Genomic DNA, 18223 nt, shown 5'->3' on the forward strand with positions numbered 1-18223 from the left:
AGTCGTAATACTTGTTCAGTACTTATTTATTTACTGACTGCTAGAGGTCCGGCATCAACGATTGCTTGATCAACATCAAACTTTTTAAAGTTTTCTGCAAATAGATTCGCGAGTTTTATAGACTCACTATCATAACTTGATGTATCTTCCCATGTATCACGAGGGTTAAGGTAAGCCTCATCAACTCCTGGAATAGATTTAGGAATATCAAGATTTAAGTAGTCGAGGTGTGTCACTTTTGATTCAAGAAGGGCGCCGCTTTGACAAGCAGAAACTATTGCACGAGTTACAGGAATAGGGAATCTTGATCCTGAGCCTCCTGGAGCCCCTGAACCACCCGTCCATCCAGTATTAACTAAATAGACTTGTGTATCAAATTCTGCAAGTCGTTTAATTAATAAATTGGCGTAACTGCTTGCATTTCGAGGCATAAATGGGGCCCCAAAACACGATGAAAATGCTGGATTAATGCCAGCCTCTGCACCAAGCTCTGTTGAGCCAACGCGCGCTGTATAACCAGACAAGAAGTGATAGGCAGCGGACTCTTTAGTTAAGATTGAAACTGGAGGAAGGACACCTGAAACATCACAAGTCAAGAAAATAACAACTTTGGGCTCGCCTGCAGCATTTTTTTCAACGCGCTTTTCAACATGTTCTAATGGGTATGAGCAGCGACCATTTTCTGATATGGAAGTATCATCATAATCTGCATGCTTATCTGAATCTACTTTGACATTTTCAACTATTGCGCCATGACGAATAGCATCCCAAATAATGGGTTCATTTTTCTTAGAAAGGTTGATTGTTTTCGCATAACAGCCCCCCTCAATATTAAATACTGAACCCTTAGCCCAGCCATGCTCATCGTCACCAATAAGGTAACGATCAGGATCTGCAGAAAGGGTTGTCTTGCCAGTTCCTGAGAGGCCAAAAAACAATGCTGTATCACCATTTTCTCCCACATTTGCTGAGCAGTGCATTGGCAGAACATCCTTTTCAGGCAGCAAAAAGTTTTGCACTGAAAACATTGCTTTCTTCATTTCGCCTGCATAACGCATGCCAGCTAACAATACTTTTCTTTGTGCAAAGTTAATAATAACAACTCCATCTGAGTTGGTTCCATCACGCTCAGGATTGCACTCAAAAGATGCAACATTTAAAATCATCCAAACTGGTTTATCTTTAGGATTATATGTTTCGGGCTTAATAAACATATTTCTACCAAATAAGCCTTGCCAAGCAGTTTCAGTATTTACTTCAACTGGAAGGTAGTAAGATTCATGAGCTCCAACATGCAGATTAGAGAGAAAATTATCTTTTTGAGATAAGTAATCACTCACTCTAGCCCATAGTTTATTAAACTTTTCTTCTGAAAAAGGCCTGTTAACATCGCCCCAGTCAACTGAATTAGAAGTTGCAGAATTATCAACAATAAAACGATCATTTGGACTTCGACCAGATCGCTTGCCTGTTGTGATAAGCAAAGCTCCAGTATCTGTTAATATTCCCTCATTAAGAGATAATGATTTTTCAATCAGTTCAGACGGTGACAAGTTTTTTAGAATCATTTTATTTATTCCAGGTTTCATAGTGATTACTGCTACAGTATTCAAAAAAATGAATTATCACATAAAAATTATTCTAGCATTGCATAAATGTTTCACATAATGAAACTTCTTTTAACTCATTATATAGTTCATTTTAATCTTAAAAAGAAATCATCTATATGTCGGAAATTTGTACTAATTAAGTCCTTTTGATTGAGGCTCTTTAACATCAGCCTAGCTTTATGTTTTATCCTTTAAAGATAGCGTAAGTTCAAATTTAGCAACGATGTCAGGAGATAGCGAAGGAACAGTAGCTTCAATATTCAATTTATAATTATGCCTCTCGCCTGAACTTGCAGCAGTTTTTACCAGCTCTTTAATTGCCAAACCATCTCTACATATAAAGTGGACATCACCCTCAGGACGCTTTAGAAAATCAGCCTTAAAATCTTTAAATATTAAAGTTATTTTTCGTCCACTTTCTTGAATTGGATCCATCGCTAAAAAGCCGCCAGTAATATCTGCACCAACTGCTAAAACACCAAAATACATACTTCCTAAGTGGTTTTTAGTTCTTCGCTTAAAAGGGATTCTAATTTCAATCTTTTCATCCGTATGCTCAATAACCTTTGGGCGACAATACCAAATCATTGGTACTTTGGTTATACCAAATAAGCGTATTAATCGATTTGTTTTAAGTGCTCTTGAAACCATAATTGTATTAACTTTCCTTGTTTATACTGTGTAGTCATCAACAATTGAGCATTGTGCACTTACCGCAGTAGCTGTTAATTTATCGACTCCTTTTGATGGCCATCTAATAATGTCAGCAAAGTAAAAACTTCCATATGAGTACTCAAAGCTTTCACCATAAAATTGCTCACCATTATTTGAAAAATCTGTAACACCCAACTCAAGGCCTTTGAAATAGTTTTCATCCATTCCAAATTGTATAGAACTCTTCTCAGTAATTCTAAATTTAAATTTCTGAGGAATATAGTTAACAAGGCTGTCCTCTTTTAACTCAACTGCTTGAATCATCTCACAGTAGTATAGGTCACCAGCTGCTGATAGAGCAGGAAAAGACAAATAATTAATAATCACAAATAAGATAATTTTTTTCATTTTTACTCTAATTTTTCAGCGTTGAGTTTAGCAAGTACAAACCTTAATGTAATATTGTATATTTAGTTTTATATCGAAAGTAAATAATTTTTTAAGCAATATATAAAGTGGAAATTCATATATATGATATAATATATCTCTCATTAATTTTTTTCACTAAAAATTAATTAAAAGTTTTTTTCATACGTATTTTAAGGAGCAAGAATGATTCAGTTTATAGTTCATGATGAAGATGATTCCGTTGGCGTTGTGACTGTCGAAGGATTAAAAGCAAACGACACTCTAAGTGGCTGGATAATGGACCAGGATGTTTTGATAGATATCAAAATTAATCAAGATATTCCAATTGGGCATAAGTTAGCTATTAAGAATTTAAATGAGGATGACACTGTTATCAAGTATGGTGTAGATATTGGTAGAACAATTTCAAAGATTGCTGTAGGTGATCATCTACATGTTCATAACGTAAAAACTAAGAGGTGGTAATGATAAATTTAAATCAAAAAATCTACGGATATCGTCGCGAAAATAATAGAGTAGGAATTCGTAACCACGTTATTATCTTGCCAGTTGATGATATTTCAAATGCTGCTTGTGAAGCAGTTTCTAACAATATTAAAGGCACGATAGCCCTTCCTCATCCCTACGGTAGACTTCAGTTTGGTGAAGATCTCGATCTACACTTTAGGACAATGATTGGTACGGGATCAAATCCAAATGTTGCCGCTGTAGTGGTTATTGGAATTGAGCCAGACTGGACGCAAAAAATCGTTGATGGAATTGCTGCAACGGGTAAGCCAGTTCAAGGTTTTTCTATTGAGAAAAAAGGTGACATACAAACTATCGCTGACGCTTCAAAAGCGGCTTATGATATGGTTCATTTCGCAACTGGACTTCAAAGAGAGCCATGTGACCTAAGTGAAATCTGGGTATCAACTAAATGCGGAGAGTCAGATACTACTTCGGGCTTTGGGTCAAACCCAACAGTTGGAAATGCGTTCGATAAGTTATATGAAATGAACAGTACTTTACTTTTTGGTGAGACATCTGAAATTACAGGTGGAGAACATTTAGTTAAAGCTAGATGTGCTAATGATGCTGTTGCTGAAAAATTTATGTTTATGTTTAATCGCTATCAAGATATGATTGAGCGCTTTAAGACAGATGACCTATCTGATTCACAGCCTACTAAGGGTAATATTGAAGGTGGTCTAACTACGATTGAAGAAAAGGCATTAGGCAACATACAAAAGATTGGAAAAAAATGTGTCGTTGACGGCGTTTTAGATAAAGCAGAAATGCCTACAAGTAAGGGCCTATGGTTTATGGACTCTTCTTCTGCAGCTGCAGAAATGGTTACATTATGCGCAGCCTCTGGATATGTAGCTCACTTATTCCCTACTGGGCAAGGAAATATTATTGGTAATCCAATCCTCCCTGTTATTAAAGTTTGTGCAAATCCAAGAACAGTTAGAACGATGTCAGAGCATGTGGATGTTGATGTAACTGGCTTATTAAAGCGTGATATCAATATGGATCAGGCTGGTGATATGCTTCTTGAGAGTCTTATTCATACTTCAAACGGAAGAATGACTGCTGCAGAAATATTAGGGCATCAAGAGTTTGTATTAACGCGTTTATATGAAAGCGCCTAACTATTAATTAACGAGAAGAATATGATCTACTTAAAAAAAGCTGATAAATCAGCAGCATCAAATGTACTAGAAGCACAAAAAGTGGTTCATGACATGCTTGCTAATATAGATAAAGACGGTGAACAAGCAGTTAGAAACTACGCAGAAAAACTAGATGGATGGTCTGGTGAGATTTTGCTCTCAGATTCTGAAATTGATAATATTATCTCTGACGTCCCTCAAAATGTTAAGGATGATATAGATTTTGCATGTCAGCAAGTTTATGAGTTTGCAAAGGCTCAACGTGAATCTATAGAAGAGTTTCATACCAAAAATAATGGCGTTGAAGCTGGTCAAAGACTACTTCCAGTAAATGTTGCTGGATGTTATGTTCCAACCGGACGTTACGCACATATTGCATCTGCATATATGAGTATTGCTACAGCTAAAGCTGCTGGCGTGCCTTGCATCATTGCATGCTCAACGCCCTATCAAGGTAAAAGTATTCATCCGTATGTTCTGTATGCAATGAAGACTGCTGGAGCTGATCACGTTATGACTTTAGGTGGCGTACAAGCAATAGCAAGTATGGCTCATGGACTATTTACTGGAAAAAAAGCTGACATCATTGTTGGTCCTGGAAATAAATTTGTAGCAGAGGCAAAAAGAACGCTCTTTGGACAAGTTGGCATTGATGTATTTGCTGGTCCATCAGAAGTTGCAGTGATTGCTGATGAGCATGCCGATGCTGACGTTGTTGCAATCGATCTTGTGGGTCAAATGGAACATGGCCACGAGTCGCCTGGCTGGTTATTTACAACATCTAAAGAATTAGCTGAAAAAGTAATGGAGTTGGTACCAGAGTATATTGAAAAACTTCCACCAACTGCAAAAGATGCTGCATTCTGTGCATGGAGAGACTATGGTGAAGTTATGCTATGTGAGTCTCGTGAAGAGGTTGTAAAGATATCAGATGAATACGCAGCAGAGCACCTTGAAGTTCAGTGTGAAGATCTTGATTGGTGGCTAGACAACTTAACATGTTATGGGTCTTTATTTCTAGGTGAAGAGACAACAGTGACTTTCGGAGATAAAGCTTCTGGCCCTAACCATATTCTTCCTACAAAGGCAGCTGGTCGTTATTCTGGAGGCCTTTCTGCTCATAAATTCTTAAAGGTTTTAACTTGGCAGCGTATGGACAAAGAATCTACACGTCAAATTGCCCAAGCATCTTCTAGAATCTCTCGATTAGAGGGAATGGAAGGACACGCAAGAGCCTCGGATGTTAGGCTAAGTAAATATTTTCCAGATGAAACGTTTGACCTAGGCGCACCTGTATTAGAATAGCTTTATGAACTTATCAGATTTCTCACTAGAAAATAAAGTAGCGCTAATAACTGGTGGTACAAGTGGGGTGGGAAAAATGATGGCACTTGCGCTTGCTCGTGCAGGTGCATTTGTTTGGATTGCAAGCAGTCGAAGCAATGCAGAAGAAACCCTTCAAGAGATAAAAGATCAAGGCTGCAAAGGCGCCTTCATCCAAGCGGATGTGACATCAACTGCCGACCTTAAAAATTTGGTAACTCAAATCTCTAAAGAGTCTGGAAAAATTGACATTTTAGTAAATGCTGCTGGAATAAATCTTAGAACATCTGCTGAAGAGTTAACACTCGAAGAATGGCAGAAGACTATTGACATTAACTTAACTGCCCCTTTCTACTTAAGCAAGCTTGTTGCCGAATCAATGACTAAAAATAATTGGGGACGAATTATAAATATCGCCTCTCTTCAATCCCTTAGGGCATTTGATAACAGCATTCCATATGGTGCAAGCAAAGGTGGCGTTATGCAGCTTACTCGAGCCTTAGCTCAGGCCTATTCAAAGAATGGAGTATTAGTCAATGCAATTGCTCCAGGATTTTTTAGAACAAATCTCACGGAGTCATTATTTCAAGATCCTGAGAAATTAAAGAATTTAGCAGCAAAAACAATGATGGATCGCAACGGAGAAGAAAAAGACATTTTTGGTATTAGTGTTTTCTTGTGCAGTGATGCCAACTCATATGTCACCGGTCAGACAATATTTTTAGATGGAGGGTTTTCAGCAGCATGATTAATAAAATGCAAGCGGTAGTATACACAGCGCCAAATGAAATGACTTTTTATAGTGAATACAAGCCAACGCAAATTGATCGTGATGATGATGTTTTATTGCGCATTGAGTCTGTTGGAATTTGTGGGTCTGATATGCACGCATATCATGGCAAAGACCCAAGAAGAAACCCTGGCTTAATACTGGGCCATGAATTTTGTGGCGAAATAGTTGAAGGCATTCATAAGGGTCAAAAAGTAACAGGTAATCCTTTGATTACTTGCGGAAAATGTGAATACTGCCTTCAGGGTAGAGACAACCTTTGTAGTGATAGAGATATGATTGGAATGAGTAGGCAGGGCGCTTTTGCTCAATACATGACCATACCAGATCAATGCCTAGTTCATGCGCCTAGCACTATGAATTCAAACCATGTGGCCTTAACTGAGCCCGCGGCAACTGTGGTTCATGCTGTAAATCTTGCCATAGAAAATTCATTCAAGCCTATAAGCGATTGCCACGTTTTAGTTATAGGTGCTGGTGCTATTGGCCTTTTAACAGCTCTGTTACTTAAATCCCATGGCGTTAAAATGCAGGTACTTGAAACCAACATGGCTAGGCACCCTTGCGTTAAAGACCATGTTGGCGTTATTGCCATTAACCCATTAACAGATTCAGTCAAAGACAGCGCATTCGATGTTGTAATAGACTGTGTTGGAAGTGAAAAGACAAATGCTCTTTCTATTGCCTCAGTCAAAGCAGGAGGTACTGTAGTTAATGTAGGCCTTCTTAGCTGGACTACGAATATTGACATACGAAAAATTACACTTCAAGAAGTGAAGCTAGTTGGTTGTTATACCTACAACATGGAGGACTTTAGGTCTGCCTTGAAGTCTATTGAAAATGGAGATTTTGGTGACTTATCATGGATAGAGGAGATGCCTCTGTCTGAAACTGATTTGGCATTTAAGAGTCTTCACAATGGTACAATGGCCTCAGCTAAGGTTATCCTGAAACCTCATTTTTAACAACTTACACATTTTATGAGTATTACTGATCTCCAATTTAACATAGATAGGGACAGTAAGACTCCTATGTGGCTCCAAATAAGGAATGAGTTATTTAATTGCCTTTACCGTGATGAGTTAAGGCCAGGCCAACTAATTCCAAATGAGAAAACACTTGTTGAGCTATTTAATGTTTCAATTGGAACGGTTAGAAAGGCAGTAGGTGCATTAGAAAAAGAAGGCTTCCTTATTCGAAAACAGGGTTTAGGAACTTTTGTCTTTCAGCATGATAAAAGCACTTTCCATTTTGCGTATTTTCATTTTGCATTAAATGGAACTGATGAGATATCCTACCCAGATGTAGAGTTCATTTCTTTTGAAACAAAAAAAGCCACTAAGTATGAAGCAAAAATATTAAATATTTCTCCTGGGAGTAATGTTTATCAAATATTTAATAAGCTAGGTATCAACAAAAAAAATTATATTGTTGATAGAATAGTCATCTCTCAAGCTAAATTTCCAATGCTAACTGAAGAGATTTTTAAAAACCGAGCTAATACAATATACAACCTATATCAAAATAAATTCAACATATTTATAACAAACTGCTCAGAGAAATTAAAAGCAACTTCTGCAGATAAAACAGTATCCGCTCTTCTTAATGTTAAGTTGGATTCGCCCATTCTTCGGATAGAGAGAATCGGTCAAACATATCATAACGAGACTATTGAGCTAAGAACATCATTCGTTCATACCGATGACATCGACTACGTCAATACGCAAAACAGCACTTTCGGCGACACGTTCTAAGAAGAAGGAAGTCCGCAATACATAAATATTTTATGTATCAAAATTTTAGGTGCATACAATTCTATAGAGCTCTAATTACCCATAAAGGTATGTTGGTAGCCATAGAACAATTTGTGGGAATATAATAATTAATGCTAATCCAACAACCTGAATAGCCATAAATTGCATCATGCCTTTATAGATGTCTGATAAGTCCCATTCTGGCGCCACCCCCTTGAGAAAGTAAGCTGACAATGCAACAGGCGGCGAAAGCCAAGCAGTCTGAAGATTGACAGCCACAAGGATTCCAAACCAAGTTAAGTTAAATCCTAATTGCTCAATTAGAGGCAAAACAATTGGAATAATAATTAGTACAATTGGTACCCACTCTAATGGCCACGCTAATAAAAATATTAAGGCCATAACTATCAACAATATAGCTGTTGGTGGAAGATCAAGCAGCATTAATGCCTCAGTAATCATTGTTGGCGTTCCTAGTCGGGAAAAAACTGAGCCAAAGAAGTTTGAAGCACAAACTAAAATCATAATTAACGTTGTAATTTCAAGAGTCTTTAGTAAAGCCTCTTGAAAAACTTTAAAATTTAATTTTCGGTAGGCAAGTGTTAAAAATATCGCACCCACTGCTCCCATTGCAGCACCTTCTGTAGGCGTTGCTAGGCCAGCCAATATACTTCCTAAGGATGAGCCAACCAAAAGAACAGGCGGAACAAGGCCTTTAAAAAACTCAATCCACACCTCTCTCATAGAGTCAGGAATTAAATCTTCAGGAACAACTGGGCCCAGTGATGGATTTAAGTGACATCTAATAAGCGTATAGCCTGTATAGAGAGCTGCCAACATTAAACCAGGCATAATTGCAGCAGCAAATAAATCGGTTACTGGAACATTTAGAATAGGCCCCATAACAACTAACATAATACTTGGCGGTATCAATATACCTAGAGTACCACCAGCAGTAATTGTACCTGCCGCCAACTGAACATCATAGCCAGCTCTATTCATCGTCTTAGCTGACATAATTCCTAAAATCGTAACTGATGCTCCCACAATTCCTGTTGCAGCTCCAAAGATTACTGAAACAAAAAGAACGGCTACAAATAAAGAGCCTTTGGTTCTAGCAAGAGCCATCTGAACTGATGAAAATAGTCTTTCCATCAAGTTGGCTTTCTCCATGAGAATTCCCATAAAGGTAAATAGTGGTATTGCTGCAAGGGTTTGCTCAAGCATACTTCCAGAAAACTGGAAGGTCATTAAGTAAAAAACAAGGTCTCCAAAGCCTAAATAGCCAAAGAAAACTCCTAAGAAAATTAGTGTAAATGAAATTGGGAAGCCAATAAAAATGGCAAATAGCATTGTTAAAATTAATAATATGCCTAGCACTTCTGGAGTCATGGCCATCTCCTATTTTTTACTGCATACACGCACTTAAGTGTCTCGGAAACTCCTTGAATTATTAAAAAAACAAGACCTATAAATAAAACACTCTTGATTGGGTACAAAAGAGGCATCCAGGAAGTGTCCATACCTCTTTCCATTATCGACCAAGACTTATAAGCATATTTGTAACATGCCCATGAGGCGCCAATCAATCCAGGGAAATAAAACAATATATATAAAGTTAAGTCTATTGTTGCTTGGGTCTTAACAGACCAGTTTCGATACATAAAGTCTGCTCTAATATGAATGCCCTTTGAAAGTGCGTAACCAGCACCAAGCATAAACATAGCTCCTGCAAACATTCTACTAATATCATATGCCCACATTGTTGGAGAGCCAAAGAAGTGTCTTCCCACAACCTCAATAAACATGGCAGTGAATACTGGAACAGTGAGCCAACATGCTAACTGACCAACTCTGAGACTGAAGAGATCAATACTGAGAATTATTTTTGCCATCAATTTTGGCATATCATCAGGCATCACACCGTTATATGACCTACCTTCTGCGATCATTTCATCAGTAATATCTAATTGTCCAATATCTTCCTCTTCCGACATAATATGTACCTAATAATTTTATGAAAAAAATCTTAAACTATTCTAACAACACTAAAGAGTTTAAAAAATAAGAACTAGTTTATTAAGGCATTTGCTGGCTCAGGAAAAAGGATAGCCTGAACCAGCTAAGCCGTCTTACTTTTACAAAAAAAAGTTGCCAACAGTACTCTGTTGGCAACTTAGCTTACAAGTCTAACGATGAATCTTTACTTTAAAGTCTTCGTAAAAGCTAAACCTAACTTAGCGTTAGAAGACTGAGCTCCTGACCAGAAAGGTACAGCTTTTTCAGCAAAATCTCTCTGTGATGCCCATACTTCAGCAAAGAATGCATTTTCATCAGCATTCTTTTGAAGTTGTGCTTGCGCAGCAGCCATAAACTCTACGAAGTAGTCTTCTGGCGTATCCATTAGAATAACACCTTGCTCTAGCAAGTCTGCCATTGCAATACCGTTTGCATAGATACGATTTGACATAGAGTCAAGTCTTGCTGCTCTTGCAGCAACATGAATAGCATGTTGGTCACGATCAGAGATCTTATCCCACACATCGCCATTAATATACATATCTGCATTCACAACGTTCTGGTGAAGTCCTTGTAAGTAATAATACTTAAGAACTTTTTGGAAACCAAAGTCTCTGTCCGGCTCTGGGCAGCACCATTCTGCTGCGTCAATTACGCCTTTCTCAAGTGCAGGCAGAATATCACCACCACCCATAGCTACAGCTGCAACACCAATATCTTTATAAACTTGGCCTGGGAGTCCTGGAGGTGCACGGAATCTTAATTTACGGAAGTCATCCATACTATTGATTGGCTCTTTAAACCAACCCAGCGCTTCAGGACCAACCGGTTGAAGCATCAAACCAACAACATTTAGGTCCATCTCGTCCCATAGTTGATCGTATAACTCTTTACCACCCGCACTGTGGAACCAAGAAAGCCATGCGATATTATCAATACCAAGGCCAGCTCCAGCAATTGGTGAGCCAAACAGCATTGCTGCAGGGTGCTTACCAGACCAGTAGTGAGTCCATGCAAATCCACCATCAATTAGACCAGCGTCTACAGCATCGATAAGGTCAGCATTAGGAACAACAGAACCACCTGGAAGAACTTCCATTGTTACCCTACCATCAGTCAAGGCAGCAACATCTTCAGCAAAATCTCTGACATACCCAACTTCACTTCCAGTCGAGTTCAATACAGATTGAATTTTTAAATTGACCGCCATAGCGCTTGAACTTGCAGTAAGCAATGCTATAGATGTCAAAAGTACAACTTTATTTTTAAACATAAAATCTCCTAATTTATCTAAATAAATAAAAAACTACTTTGATTTGCAATAAGTACAAAACACACCTAAAGCATTTAATCAAATCTGAGTATACATCAATTGATATATATGTTTATATTTATTTTAAAAAAAAAGAAGTAAATTAAGCTATATAATTTATCCAGCAATATGACATCTCAATTCTTCTTATAATTTTAATAATTTACTAGTAATTACCAATGAATGAAAAATATGATTACATTGTTGTAGGTGCTGGTTCAGCAGGCTGCCTCTTAGCCAATAGACTTTCAGCAAATCCTAATAATAGTGTTTTATTAATTGAAGCTGGCCGCAAGGATGACAATCTTTGGCTTCATGTCCCAGTTGGTTATTTTAAAACCATGAATAATCCAAAGTTTGATTGGATGTATAAACTTGAAAAAGATAAAGGACTAAACAATAGAAGAATAGACTGGCCAAGAGGTAAAGTTCTTGGTGGCTCTAGTGCACTAAATGGATTGTTATATATTCGTGGTGATAGGCATGACTATGATAACTGGAAAGATTTAGGTAATAAAGGTTGGGGCTATGATGATGTGCTTCCATACTTTAAAAAGTTCGAATGCCAAGAAAATGGAGAAAATAAATACCATGGAGTTGATGGCGAATTAAAAGTGTCCAACCTCAGACTTAGAAGAAAAATTGCTGATCTATTCATTAAAGCATCTGAAGAAATAGGCATACCTTACAATCCTGATTGCAATGGAGAAAAGCAGGAAGGTGTCGGATATTTTCAGCAAACCTCATTTAAGGGCTTTCGAAAAAGCTCCTACAGGTCATTTCTAAATGGAAAAATCAGAAGTAGAAAAAATTTAACAATCATCACAAATACTCAGGTTAGTAAACTGGTCTTCTCTGATAAAAAGGTAATAGGCGTTGACTGCATGCAAAGCAATGATCAACCAGATAAAACTATTAATGCTAACCATGAAGTAATTTTATCTGCTGGCGCAATTAGTTCGCCTCAAATATTACAGTTGTCAGGAATTGGAGATGAAAAAAATCTAACAAAACTTGGAGTTAAGGTTATTCACAATAACCCTGCAGTTGGTAAAAATCTTCAAGATCATTTACAAGTAAGGATGGTTTTTAAAACAAATACTAGAACCTTAAATGACGAACTAAATACATGGTGGAAAAAAGCCTTAATTGGAATGCAATATGCACTTTTTAGAACAGGACCATTAACCCTCAGTGCCAGCCAAGTTTACATTTTTACTAATACATCCTTAGATGGATCAAGGCCAAATATACAATTTCATATGCAGCCATTAAGTGCAGATAAGCCAGGAGATGGGGTTCATCCTTTTTCTGCATTTACAATGTCTATATGTAATCTTAGGCCTCAGAGCAGAGGTGAGGTAACTATAAGGTCAAAAAACCCAGAAGATCTACCTAAAATTATTCCAAATTATCTATCCACAATGAGTGATCAAAAAATAGCAATTGACTCAATAAAGGTGGCCAGAAAAATTGCAAATTCTAGTCCATTAAAACAACATATTCTTGATGAGTTCGTTCCTGGAGGCTCCTTAGTTTCTGATGAAGATTTACTGGAGGCTGCAAAAAATAATAGTCAGAGTATTTATCACCCAGTTGGAACATGCAAGATGGGTAATGATAAAAACAGCGTAGTCGATGAACACCTCAAAGTTCATGGAGTTAAGGGTTTAAGAGTTGTTGATGCTTCAATTATGCCAGAGCTAGTCTCAGGAAATACTAACGCGCCTACAATGATGATTGCAGAAAAAGCAGCTGAAATGATACTTAGTGACAACAAAGTCAGTTTGACTAAGTAGATGCATTTGTGTATTGTTAGCTCTATTTTAAATTCAACATAATGCCCTCCCCATATTCCGATTTTCGTAGAAGCGAATTATTTAAACCAGCCATTATTGTGCCAACAGTAATCATGTTGGTTTTTTCAATATTTAATCTAACAGCGCCCGCAGATCCTGCTCGAATTTTATCGTCCTTTGAACTAGGAATTGTTAATGAAGACATTGGTCCATTCCCATTGGTCTCTACAAAAGCCATTAAAGGAATTTCCAAAAGCCTCCCTTTTAGGGTGACTCTTCTTAAAGACTCTGAAACTGCAAGAGATTCTCTTTTAAAAGGAAAAGTGTCTTCAGTGATTACTTTTCCTGAAAATTTTTCTCAGCTTGCTCTTAGCAACAAAAACTTATCTATAGACATCTTAAACTCACAACACTTAACAATTGCTGAAACTCAAATGGCCAGTCAGCTTCCCTCTATGATGCAGTTGGCGCTGTCAACTTTTGTTTCAAATCTGCGCGCCTCAAAGTTAATTAATCAATCACCCAATTCTGGCATGCTAGTAACTACAAATGTAGAAACAATGTTTCAAGCAAAAAGCTTAGCCTCACTCCCTGCGCCCTTTGTAATGAGCTTTACAACTTGGATGGCCTCAATGGTCGGAGCAATTCTTTTATTTCTTGGAACGCGTCAAATGGCATTTCTTAACAGGGCTTATTTACGAACTATTGTTCCAGTTATGACTATGGGACTTGCCAGCTTCACTCTAGCAACAGTTGTAACATTAACAACTCTTCAATGGGAAGTATTTTTGATGGCATGGTTAAGCGTATGGCTTGTTAGTGTTTGTTTAACTTGGCTATTTATTGGAATCTTCGAAATTATTGGGCTTTCAGCGTTACTAATTATTCTTCCTTTAGTTCAGTATCAATCTGTACTGAGTGGTTCGGTTTCGCCCGTGAGCGCTGCGCCTGACTGGCTTGAGCGCATTGGAACAGTGATACCTTTTGATGCTATCGGCGCAGCCTACAGGGCTATCATTTTTGGCTCAGATGCAAGCTTGCCATTCATATGGCTATCAAGTGCGGCTTTAATCGGTATTGTCCTCAGCTGGGGATCTGCCATCTTCAAAGGACGAATGAAAAGGCGCTGGTAATAGCTATATACAGTTAGTTAGCTAGAGTGTTAATATCGGCCTTATACCTTGCAAGTTGTGTGCGTAACTTTTGGTCTTGCTTATCGTTTCTAGAATTTAATATTGCCACTAATAGATGCTGAATTAAATCAGTATTGAAGGCATATGTCGATTGGTAATTCTCAGCAACCAAGTCATCACTATGAGTTATCTTTTTCAGCCTTTCTTCCCAGCCTTGTTGTCTTTGAAGGATCAAGCTAAGCTTTTCATTGAATGCTTTTCGACTCTGAATGCGCTCCGCATCAACTCTCCTCATTTCTTTACTTGTAATTTTTACTAAGTCAAGCTGCTCTTTAGTCAGTGAACCCATAAAGCGCCTTAAGTTCTTACGAAGACTTTTGTAACTGTCACTTTGATACACCTGATCGTTACGAACTAGCAATTTTTTTTCACTCTGAGTAGTTTTAGTTTTTAAAACTTGAATAAATTTTGTGATTTGCTCATCGGATAACTCTCTAGTAAGAGGAGTTGCCCACATGATCATTTGATCCTCTAGACGAAACCAAGACTCTTCAACATTATGAGTAATCAGGGCAATGCTCTCTATATCTACCTCATCATTTATAGCCAGCTCTAAGTCACCAATAATTTGTGCATATTTTGGCATTTCTTCCACTCTATGCCACTGAAAGAAAGGCGTTAAAAGCTCATCTAAGTATTTTTTTTGATCACGATCAAGGTCAACATAGCTTTGTAGATACCATGGAAAAAGATTATCGAACTGATTATAAATAAAAGTAATTGAACTGCACCCTCCTAAAAAGAGTACCAAAATTAATGCAGCTTTTTTAAGTATCTGTTTCATTATTTAAACTAGTTTTCCTAATTATCAAAAAAATATAATTAACCTAATTTTTCCTATCTATTTAAAAAAAATATAGATCTATGCTTAAATCACTGCTTGACAATAAATAATCACCAATTTAAATGAGCAATAAAATTCACAATAAAAATATTGAAAGCGAAACTGTCATAACCTCGCCTATTGAATTAAAGAAAACTATTCCAGTAAGTGACAAAGGTAAAGAGAACATTTTAACTAGCAGAAAAACTGTGGACAACATTTTTTCAGGAAAAGATGAAAGACTGATGGTAATTGTTGGTCCTTGCTCGATTCATGACATTGGAGCTGCCAAGGAGTACGCCCTTAAACTCAAATCCCTTCAAGAGGAAGTTAAAGAATCAGTCTACTTAGTCATGAGGGTATATTTTGAAAAACCAAGAACAACGGTTGGCTGGAAAGGATTAATTAGTGACCCAGATATGGACAATTCACTTGACGTTGAAAAAGGGCTCCACCAAGGACGTGAGTTTCTTGCATGGCTTGCAGATCAAGGGATTGCTTCTGCAACTGAAGCCCTCAATCCAATCACTCCTCAATACTTAGGTGATCTTATTTCTTGGTGTGCAATTGGAGCAAGAACAACTGAATCTCAAACCCATCGTGAAATGTCAAGTGGGCTCTCTATGACTGTTGGCTTTAAAAATGGTACTGATGGAAATCTAAATATGGCAATCAATGCTATTAAAGCGTGCTCTTCCCCTCAAAGCTTTCTAGGTATTAATGATGAAGGTCAGATTTCAACTTTTAAGGCAATGGGAAATAAATCATCTCATATTATTCTTAGAGGTGGCATTAAGCCTAATTATTATAAGGATGATGTTATTGAATGCGAAAATCTTCTTAAAGAAAATGGCCTAGCTGCAAGGATTATGATTGACTGCTCACATGACAACTCAAATCAAGATTATAGAAATCAGGGCAAGGTAATTGAAGACATAACTGACCAAATATCTGCTGGAAATAAATCAATTTTTGGCTTAATGCTTGAAAGTAATTTATTTTCTGGGAAACAAAAAATATTAGATAACCAAGATGAAATGGAATATGGAATATCAGTTACAGATGGATGTATTGATTGGCTAGAGACTCATAAAGTTATCAAAAAACTAGCAAAAAAAATATCTTAGTACCTTTAACAAATGAGTTACAAATACTTTATTCTGGGCTCATTAGAATAAAGTATTTTATTACTGGCCCAGTAAACCAATTACTTTAGCTGCAGTTGCTCTTAATTCTGGAATAACTTTTTTCATCATAGTTATTCTATCAAAAAGCTCCGGATCTGACTCAAGTGTGGATCGCAGTGAATTACCAAAACTCTTTCGAAGGACAGTACCTACATTGAACTTAGCAACTTGGCGTAAAGACAGCATTTGTATATCTTTATCTTCTAAACCACTTGTCCCATGAATGACTAATGGCAAGTCTAGCGCTTTCTCAAGCTCGTTAAAACGCTCTAAATCTATTTCTACAGTTCCACTTTCCAAGCGGTGAACATTTCCTATTGAAATTGCAAGCGCATCTGGCTTCCCCTGTTGCTCCATCTTAAGGGCATCAACAACCTCAGTTAATGCAGATTTAATATGATCACGGCCACTTGCATAAGGGACCGAACCCACTTCAGCCTCAACTGAAACTCCTTTAGGGCGAGCATAGTCAACCACATCTCGTATTAAAGAGATGTTTTCAGAGATGGGTAATTGAGATCCATCAAACATTACAGAGGTAAATCCTACATCAATTGCTTCTTTAACTGCATCAACCTCGTAGGTATGATCAAGATGCAAACAAACAGGTGCCTTGGATTTTTCAGCCATAGGTCTTAGCATCCCAATAATTTCTTCCATTGTCATAAATTGACGCATATCAAGATTAATAGATAGAATTACAGAAGCATTCTGAGCCTCTGCAGAATCAACAACCGCACGCGCATCTTCATAACCAAATACATTAAAACAGGCAACAGCATAGTTTTTATCTTGAGCTGGTGTAAGTATATCTTTAAGATTAGTAATCATTTTTTATTTAAATTTATTAAGCATGTCTTGCATACCAGGAATAGTTTCCAATTGATAGGCGTACTCTTTCTGATAATTCATATGCAATGGACGCTGGGTCTCTCCAGCCAAAATAGTGAAATAATACATTTCAAACCCAGGTGCTGCTACGCAGGGGTGGTAACCTTTATCAAAGACAAATGTTGAGCTATCACGTATATGATAGACAGGGCCAAAGTCCTGACCATCTGGCGTTAAAAACTGAGCACCAAAGCCATTAGGTGGATTAAAACGAAAATTATAAACTTCATTATGTCGACTTTCTTCAGGAAGCAAATCTACTTCATGTTTATGAGGTGGAAATCCTGACCAACCTCCTGCTCCTACTGTAAATAGCTCACTAACCAATAATTTACCAACTTTTCCTGCAGGCTCTTTACCTAGAATATGCTTGATTTTACGATGTGTTTTAGTGTCATCAGAGCCGTACTGAACTTTATCAATATCGTTTTGTCTTATAACAAAAGCTTCATGGGTTTGATTATGCTTAGCTCCAGAGACAAACACTTCCACTTCATTACTGATACAAGTTAATGTTGCTTCACAATCAACAGGGACATAAACACCCTCAGGATCTCCCTCCCAAATATGTTGTCGCTTACCAACCTCTTTAAAAACTTGTCCTTGAACCTGAACATCTATACTGCCAGTTGCTGGAACAATACATGACTCATAATCAGTTAGTTGATAAGTATATGATTCTCCAGCACTTAGCTTGATGATATTGAAATAGCATAGAGGAACTAATTCATTATTACAATCTATGATTGCCTTATTCTTGTTGTCATGTTGAGGGATATGCATA

The 18223-nt window shown here is 37.4% G+C and carries 18 protein-coding genes; 9 read left to right on the plus strand and 9 right to left on the minus strand.

The features are described 5' to 3' along the window. Positions 1 to 26: 26 nt before the first annotated feature. The 3 genes from ABXT69_RS07860 to ABXT69_RS07870 form a co-directional block, all read right to left on the minus strand. Positions 27 to 1589, minus strand: coding sequence for a phosphoenolpyruvate carboxykinase (locus tag ABXT69_RS07860; RefSeq protein WP_416677790.1), 1563 nt, complete (start codon positions 1587 to 1589; stop codon positions 27 to 29). A 198-nt stretch (positions 1590 to 1787) separates the two neighbouring features. Beyond that, entirely contained in the window at positions 1788 to 2261 is a 474-nt protein-coding gene (locus tag ABXT69_RS07865; protein WP_416677791.1) for a PaaI family thioesterase, read from the minus strand. 21 nt (positions 2262 to 2282) lie between these two features. After that, positions 2283 to 2672, minus strand: a complete 390-nt coding sequence (locus ABXT69_RS07870) for a hypothetical protein (RefSeq protein WP_416677792.1) — start codon at positions 2670 to 2672, stop codon at positions 2283 to 2285. A 204-nt stretch (positions 2673 to 2876) separates the two neighbouring features. On the opposite strand from ABXT69_RS07870, the gene ABXT69_RS07875 reads away from it, so the two are divergent. Genes ABXT69_RS07875 through ABXT69_RS07900 form a run of 6 tightly spaced genes read left to right on the plus strand, consistent with a single transcriptional unit; the run spans position 2877 to position 8215 of the window. Then, positions 2877 to 3158, plus strand: coding sequence for a UxaA family hydrolase (locus ABXT69_RS07875; protein ID WP_416677793.1), 282 nt, complete (start codon positions 2877 to 2879; stop codon positions 3156 to 3158). Further along, positions 3158 to 4327, plus strand: coding sequence for a UxaA family hydrolase (locus ABXT69_RS07880; protein ID WP_416677794.1), 1170 nt, complete (start codon positions 3158 to 3160; stop codon positions 4325 to 4327). The genes ABXT69_RS07875 and ABXT69_RS07880 overlap by 1 nt, the downstream gene beginning before the upstream one ends. Positions 4328 to 4348: 21 nt before the next feature. Continuing rightward, positions 4349 to 5653, plus strand: coding sequence for a histidinol dehydrogenase (hisD, locus tag ABXT69_RS07885; RefSeq protein WP_416677795.1), 1305 nt, complete (start codon positions 4349 to 4351; stop codon positions 5651 to 5653). Between the two features lie 4 nt (positions 5654 to 5657). Beyond that, entirely contained in the window at positions 5658 to 6419 is a 762-nt protein-coding gene (locus ABXT69_RS07890; RefSeq protein ID WP_416677797.1) for an SDR family NAD(P)-dependent oxidoreductase, read from the plus strand. Beyond that, positions 6416 to 7426 carry an alcohol dehydrogenase catalytic domain-containing protein gene (locus ABXT69_RS07895; RefSeq protein WP_416677799.1) on the plus strand — a complete coding sequence of 337 codons (1011 nt, stop codon included), beginning with the start codon at positions 6416 to 6418 and terminating at the stop codon, positions 7424 to 7426. The genes ABXT69_RS07890 and ABXT69_RS07895 overlap by 4 nt, the downstream gene beginning before the upstream one ends. Positions 7427 to 7441: 15 nt before the next feature. Further along, positions 7442 to 8215 carry a GntR family transcriptional regulator gene (locus ABXT69_RS07900; protein ID WP_416677800.1) on the plus strand — a complete coding sequence of 258 codons (774 nt, stop codon included), beginning with the start codon at positions 7442 to 7444 and terminating at the stop codon, positions 8213 to 8215. A gap of 75 nt (positions 8216 to 8290) precedes the next feature. Here ABXT69_RS07900 and ABXT69_RS07905 read toward each other — a convergent pair whose 3' ends face one another. From ABXT69_RS07905 to ABXT69_RS07915, 3 genes are all read right to left on the minus strand, one after another. Beyond that, entirely contained in the window at positions 8291 to 9607 is a 1317-nt protein-coding gene (locus ABXT69_RS07905; protein WP_416677801.1) for a TRAP transporter large permease, read from the minus strand. Next, a complete protein-coding gene (locus ABXT69_RS07910; protein ID WP_416677802.1) occupies positions 9604 to 10212 on the minus strand; it encodes a TRAP transporter small permease subunit in 609 nt (202 codons plus the stop codon). The genes ABXT69_RS07905 and ABXT69_RS07910 overlap by 4 nt, the downstream gene beginning before the upstream one ends. A 206-nt stretch (positions 10213 to 10418) precedes the next feature. Continuing rightward, positions 10419 to 11507 (minus strand): TRAP transporter substrate-binding protein, encoded by a 1089-nt coding sequence (locus ABXT69_RS07915; protein ID WP_416677803.1) that lies wholly within the window; start codon positions 11505 to 11507, stop codon positions 10419 to 10421. Positions 11508 to 11725: 218 nt separating this feature from the next. Here ABXT69_RS07915 and ABXT69_RS07920 point away from each other — a divergent pair, with 218 nt between their 5' ends. After that, the gene (locus ABXT69_RS07920) at positions 11726 to 13345 is read left to right on the plus strand and encodes a GMC family oxidoreductase (RefSeq protein ID WP_416677804.1); all 1620 of its coding nucleotides are present in this window, start codon (positions 11726 to 11728) and stop codon (positions 13343 to 13345) included. 41 nt (positions 13346 to 13386) lie between these two features. Then, positions 13387 to 14478, plus strand: a complete 1092-nt coding sequence (locus ABXT69_RS07925; protein ID WP_416677805.1) for an ABC transporter — start codon at positions 13387 to 13389, stop codon at positions 14476 to 14478. A gap of 13 nt (positions 14479 to 14491) precedes the next feature. Here ABXT69_RS07925 and ABXT69_RS07930 read toward each other — a convergent pair whose 3' ends face one another. Continuing rightward, positions 14492 to 15322 (minus strand): DUF6279 family lipoprotein, encoded by an 831-nt coding sequence (locus tag ABXT69_RS07930; RefSeq protein ID WP_416677806.1) that lies wholly within the window; start codon positions 15320 to 15322, stop codon positions 14492 to 14494. A gap of 122 nt (positions 15323 to 15444) precedes the next feature. Here ABXT69_RS07930 and ABXT69_RS07935 point away from each other — a divergent pair, with 122 nt between their 5' ends. Then, entirely contained in the window at positions 15445 to 16488 is a 1044-nt protein-coding gene (locus ABXT69_RS07935; protein ID WP_416677807.1) for a 3-deoxy-7-phosphoheptulonate synthase, read from the plus strand. Between the two features lie 60 nt (positions 16489 to 16548). Here ABXT69_RS07935 and ABXT69_RS07940 read toward each other — a convergent pair whose 3' ends face one another. Both ABXT69_RS07940 and ABXT69_RS07945 read right to left on the minus strand, forming a co-directional pair. Further along, positions 16549 to 17379: a class II fructose-bisphosphate aldolase gene (locus ABXT69_RS07940; RefSeq protein ID WP_416677808.1), complete on the minus strand. Its 831-nt coding sequence runs from the start codon at positions 17377 to 17379 to the stop codon at positions 16549 to 16551. Positions 17380 to 17382: 3 nt separating this feature from the next. Further along, entirely contained in the window at positions 17383 to 18222 is an 840-nt protein-coding gene (locus ABXT69_RS07945; protein ID WP_416677810.1) for a 5-deoxy-glucuronate isomerase, read from the minus strand. Position 18223 lies beyond the last annotated feature (1 nt).

It is taken from the genome of Candidatus Pseudothioglobus sp. Uisw_016 (genome assembly GCF_048087635.1).
GTDB lineage: Bacteria > Pseudomonadota > Gammaproteobacteria > PS1 > Pseudothioglobaceae > Pseudothioglobus.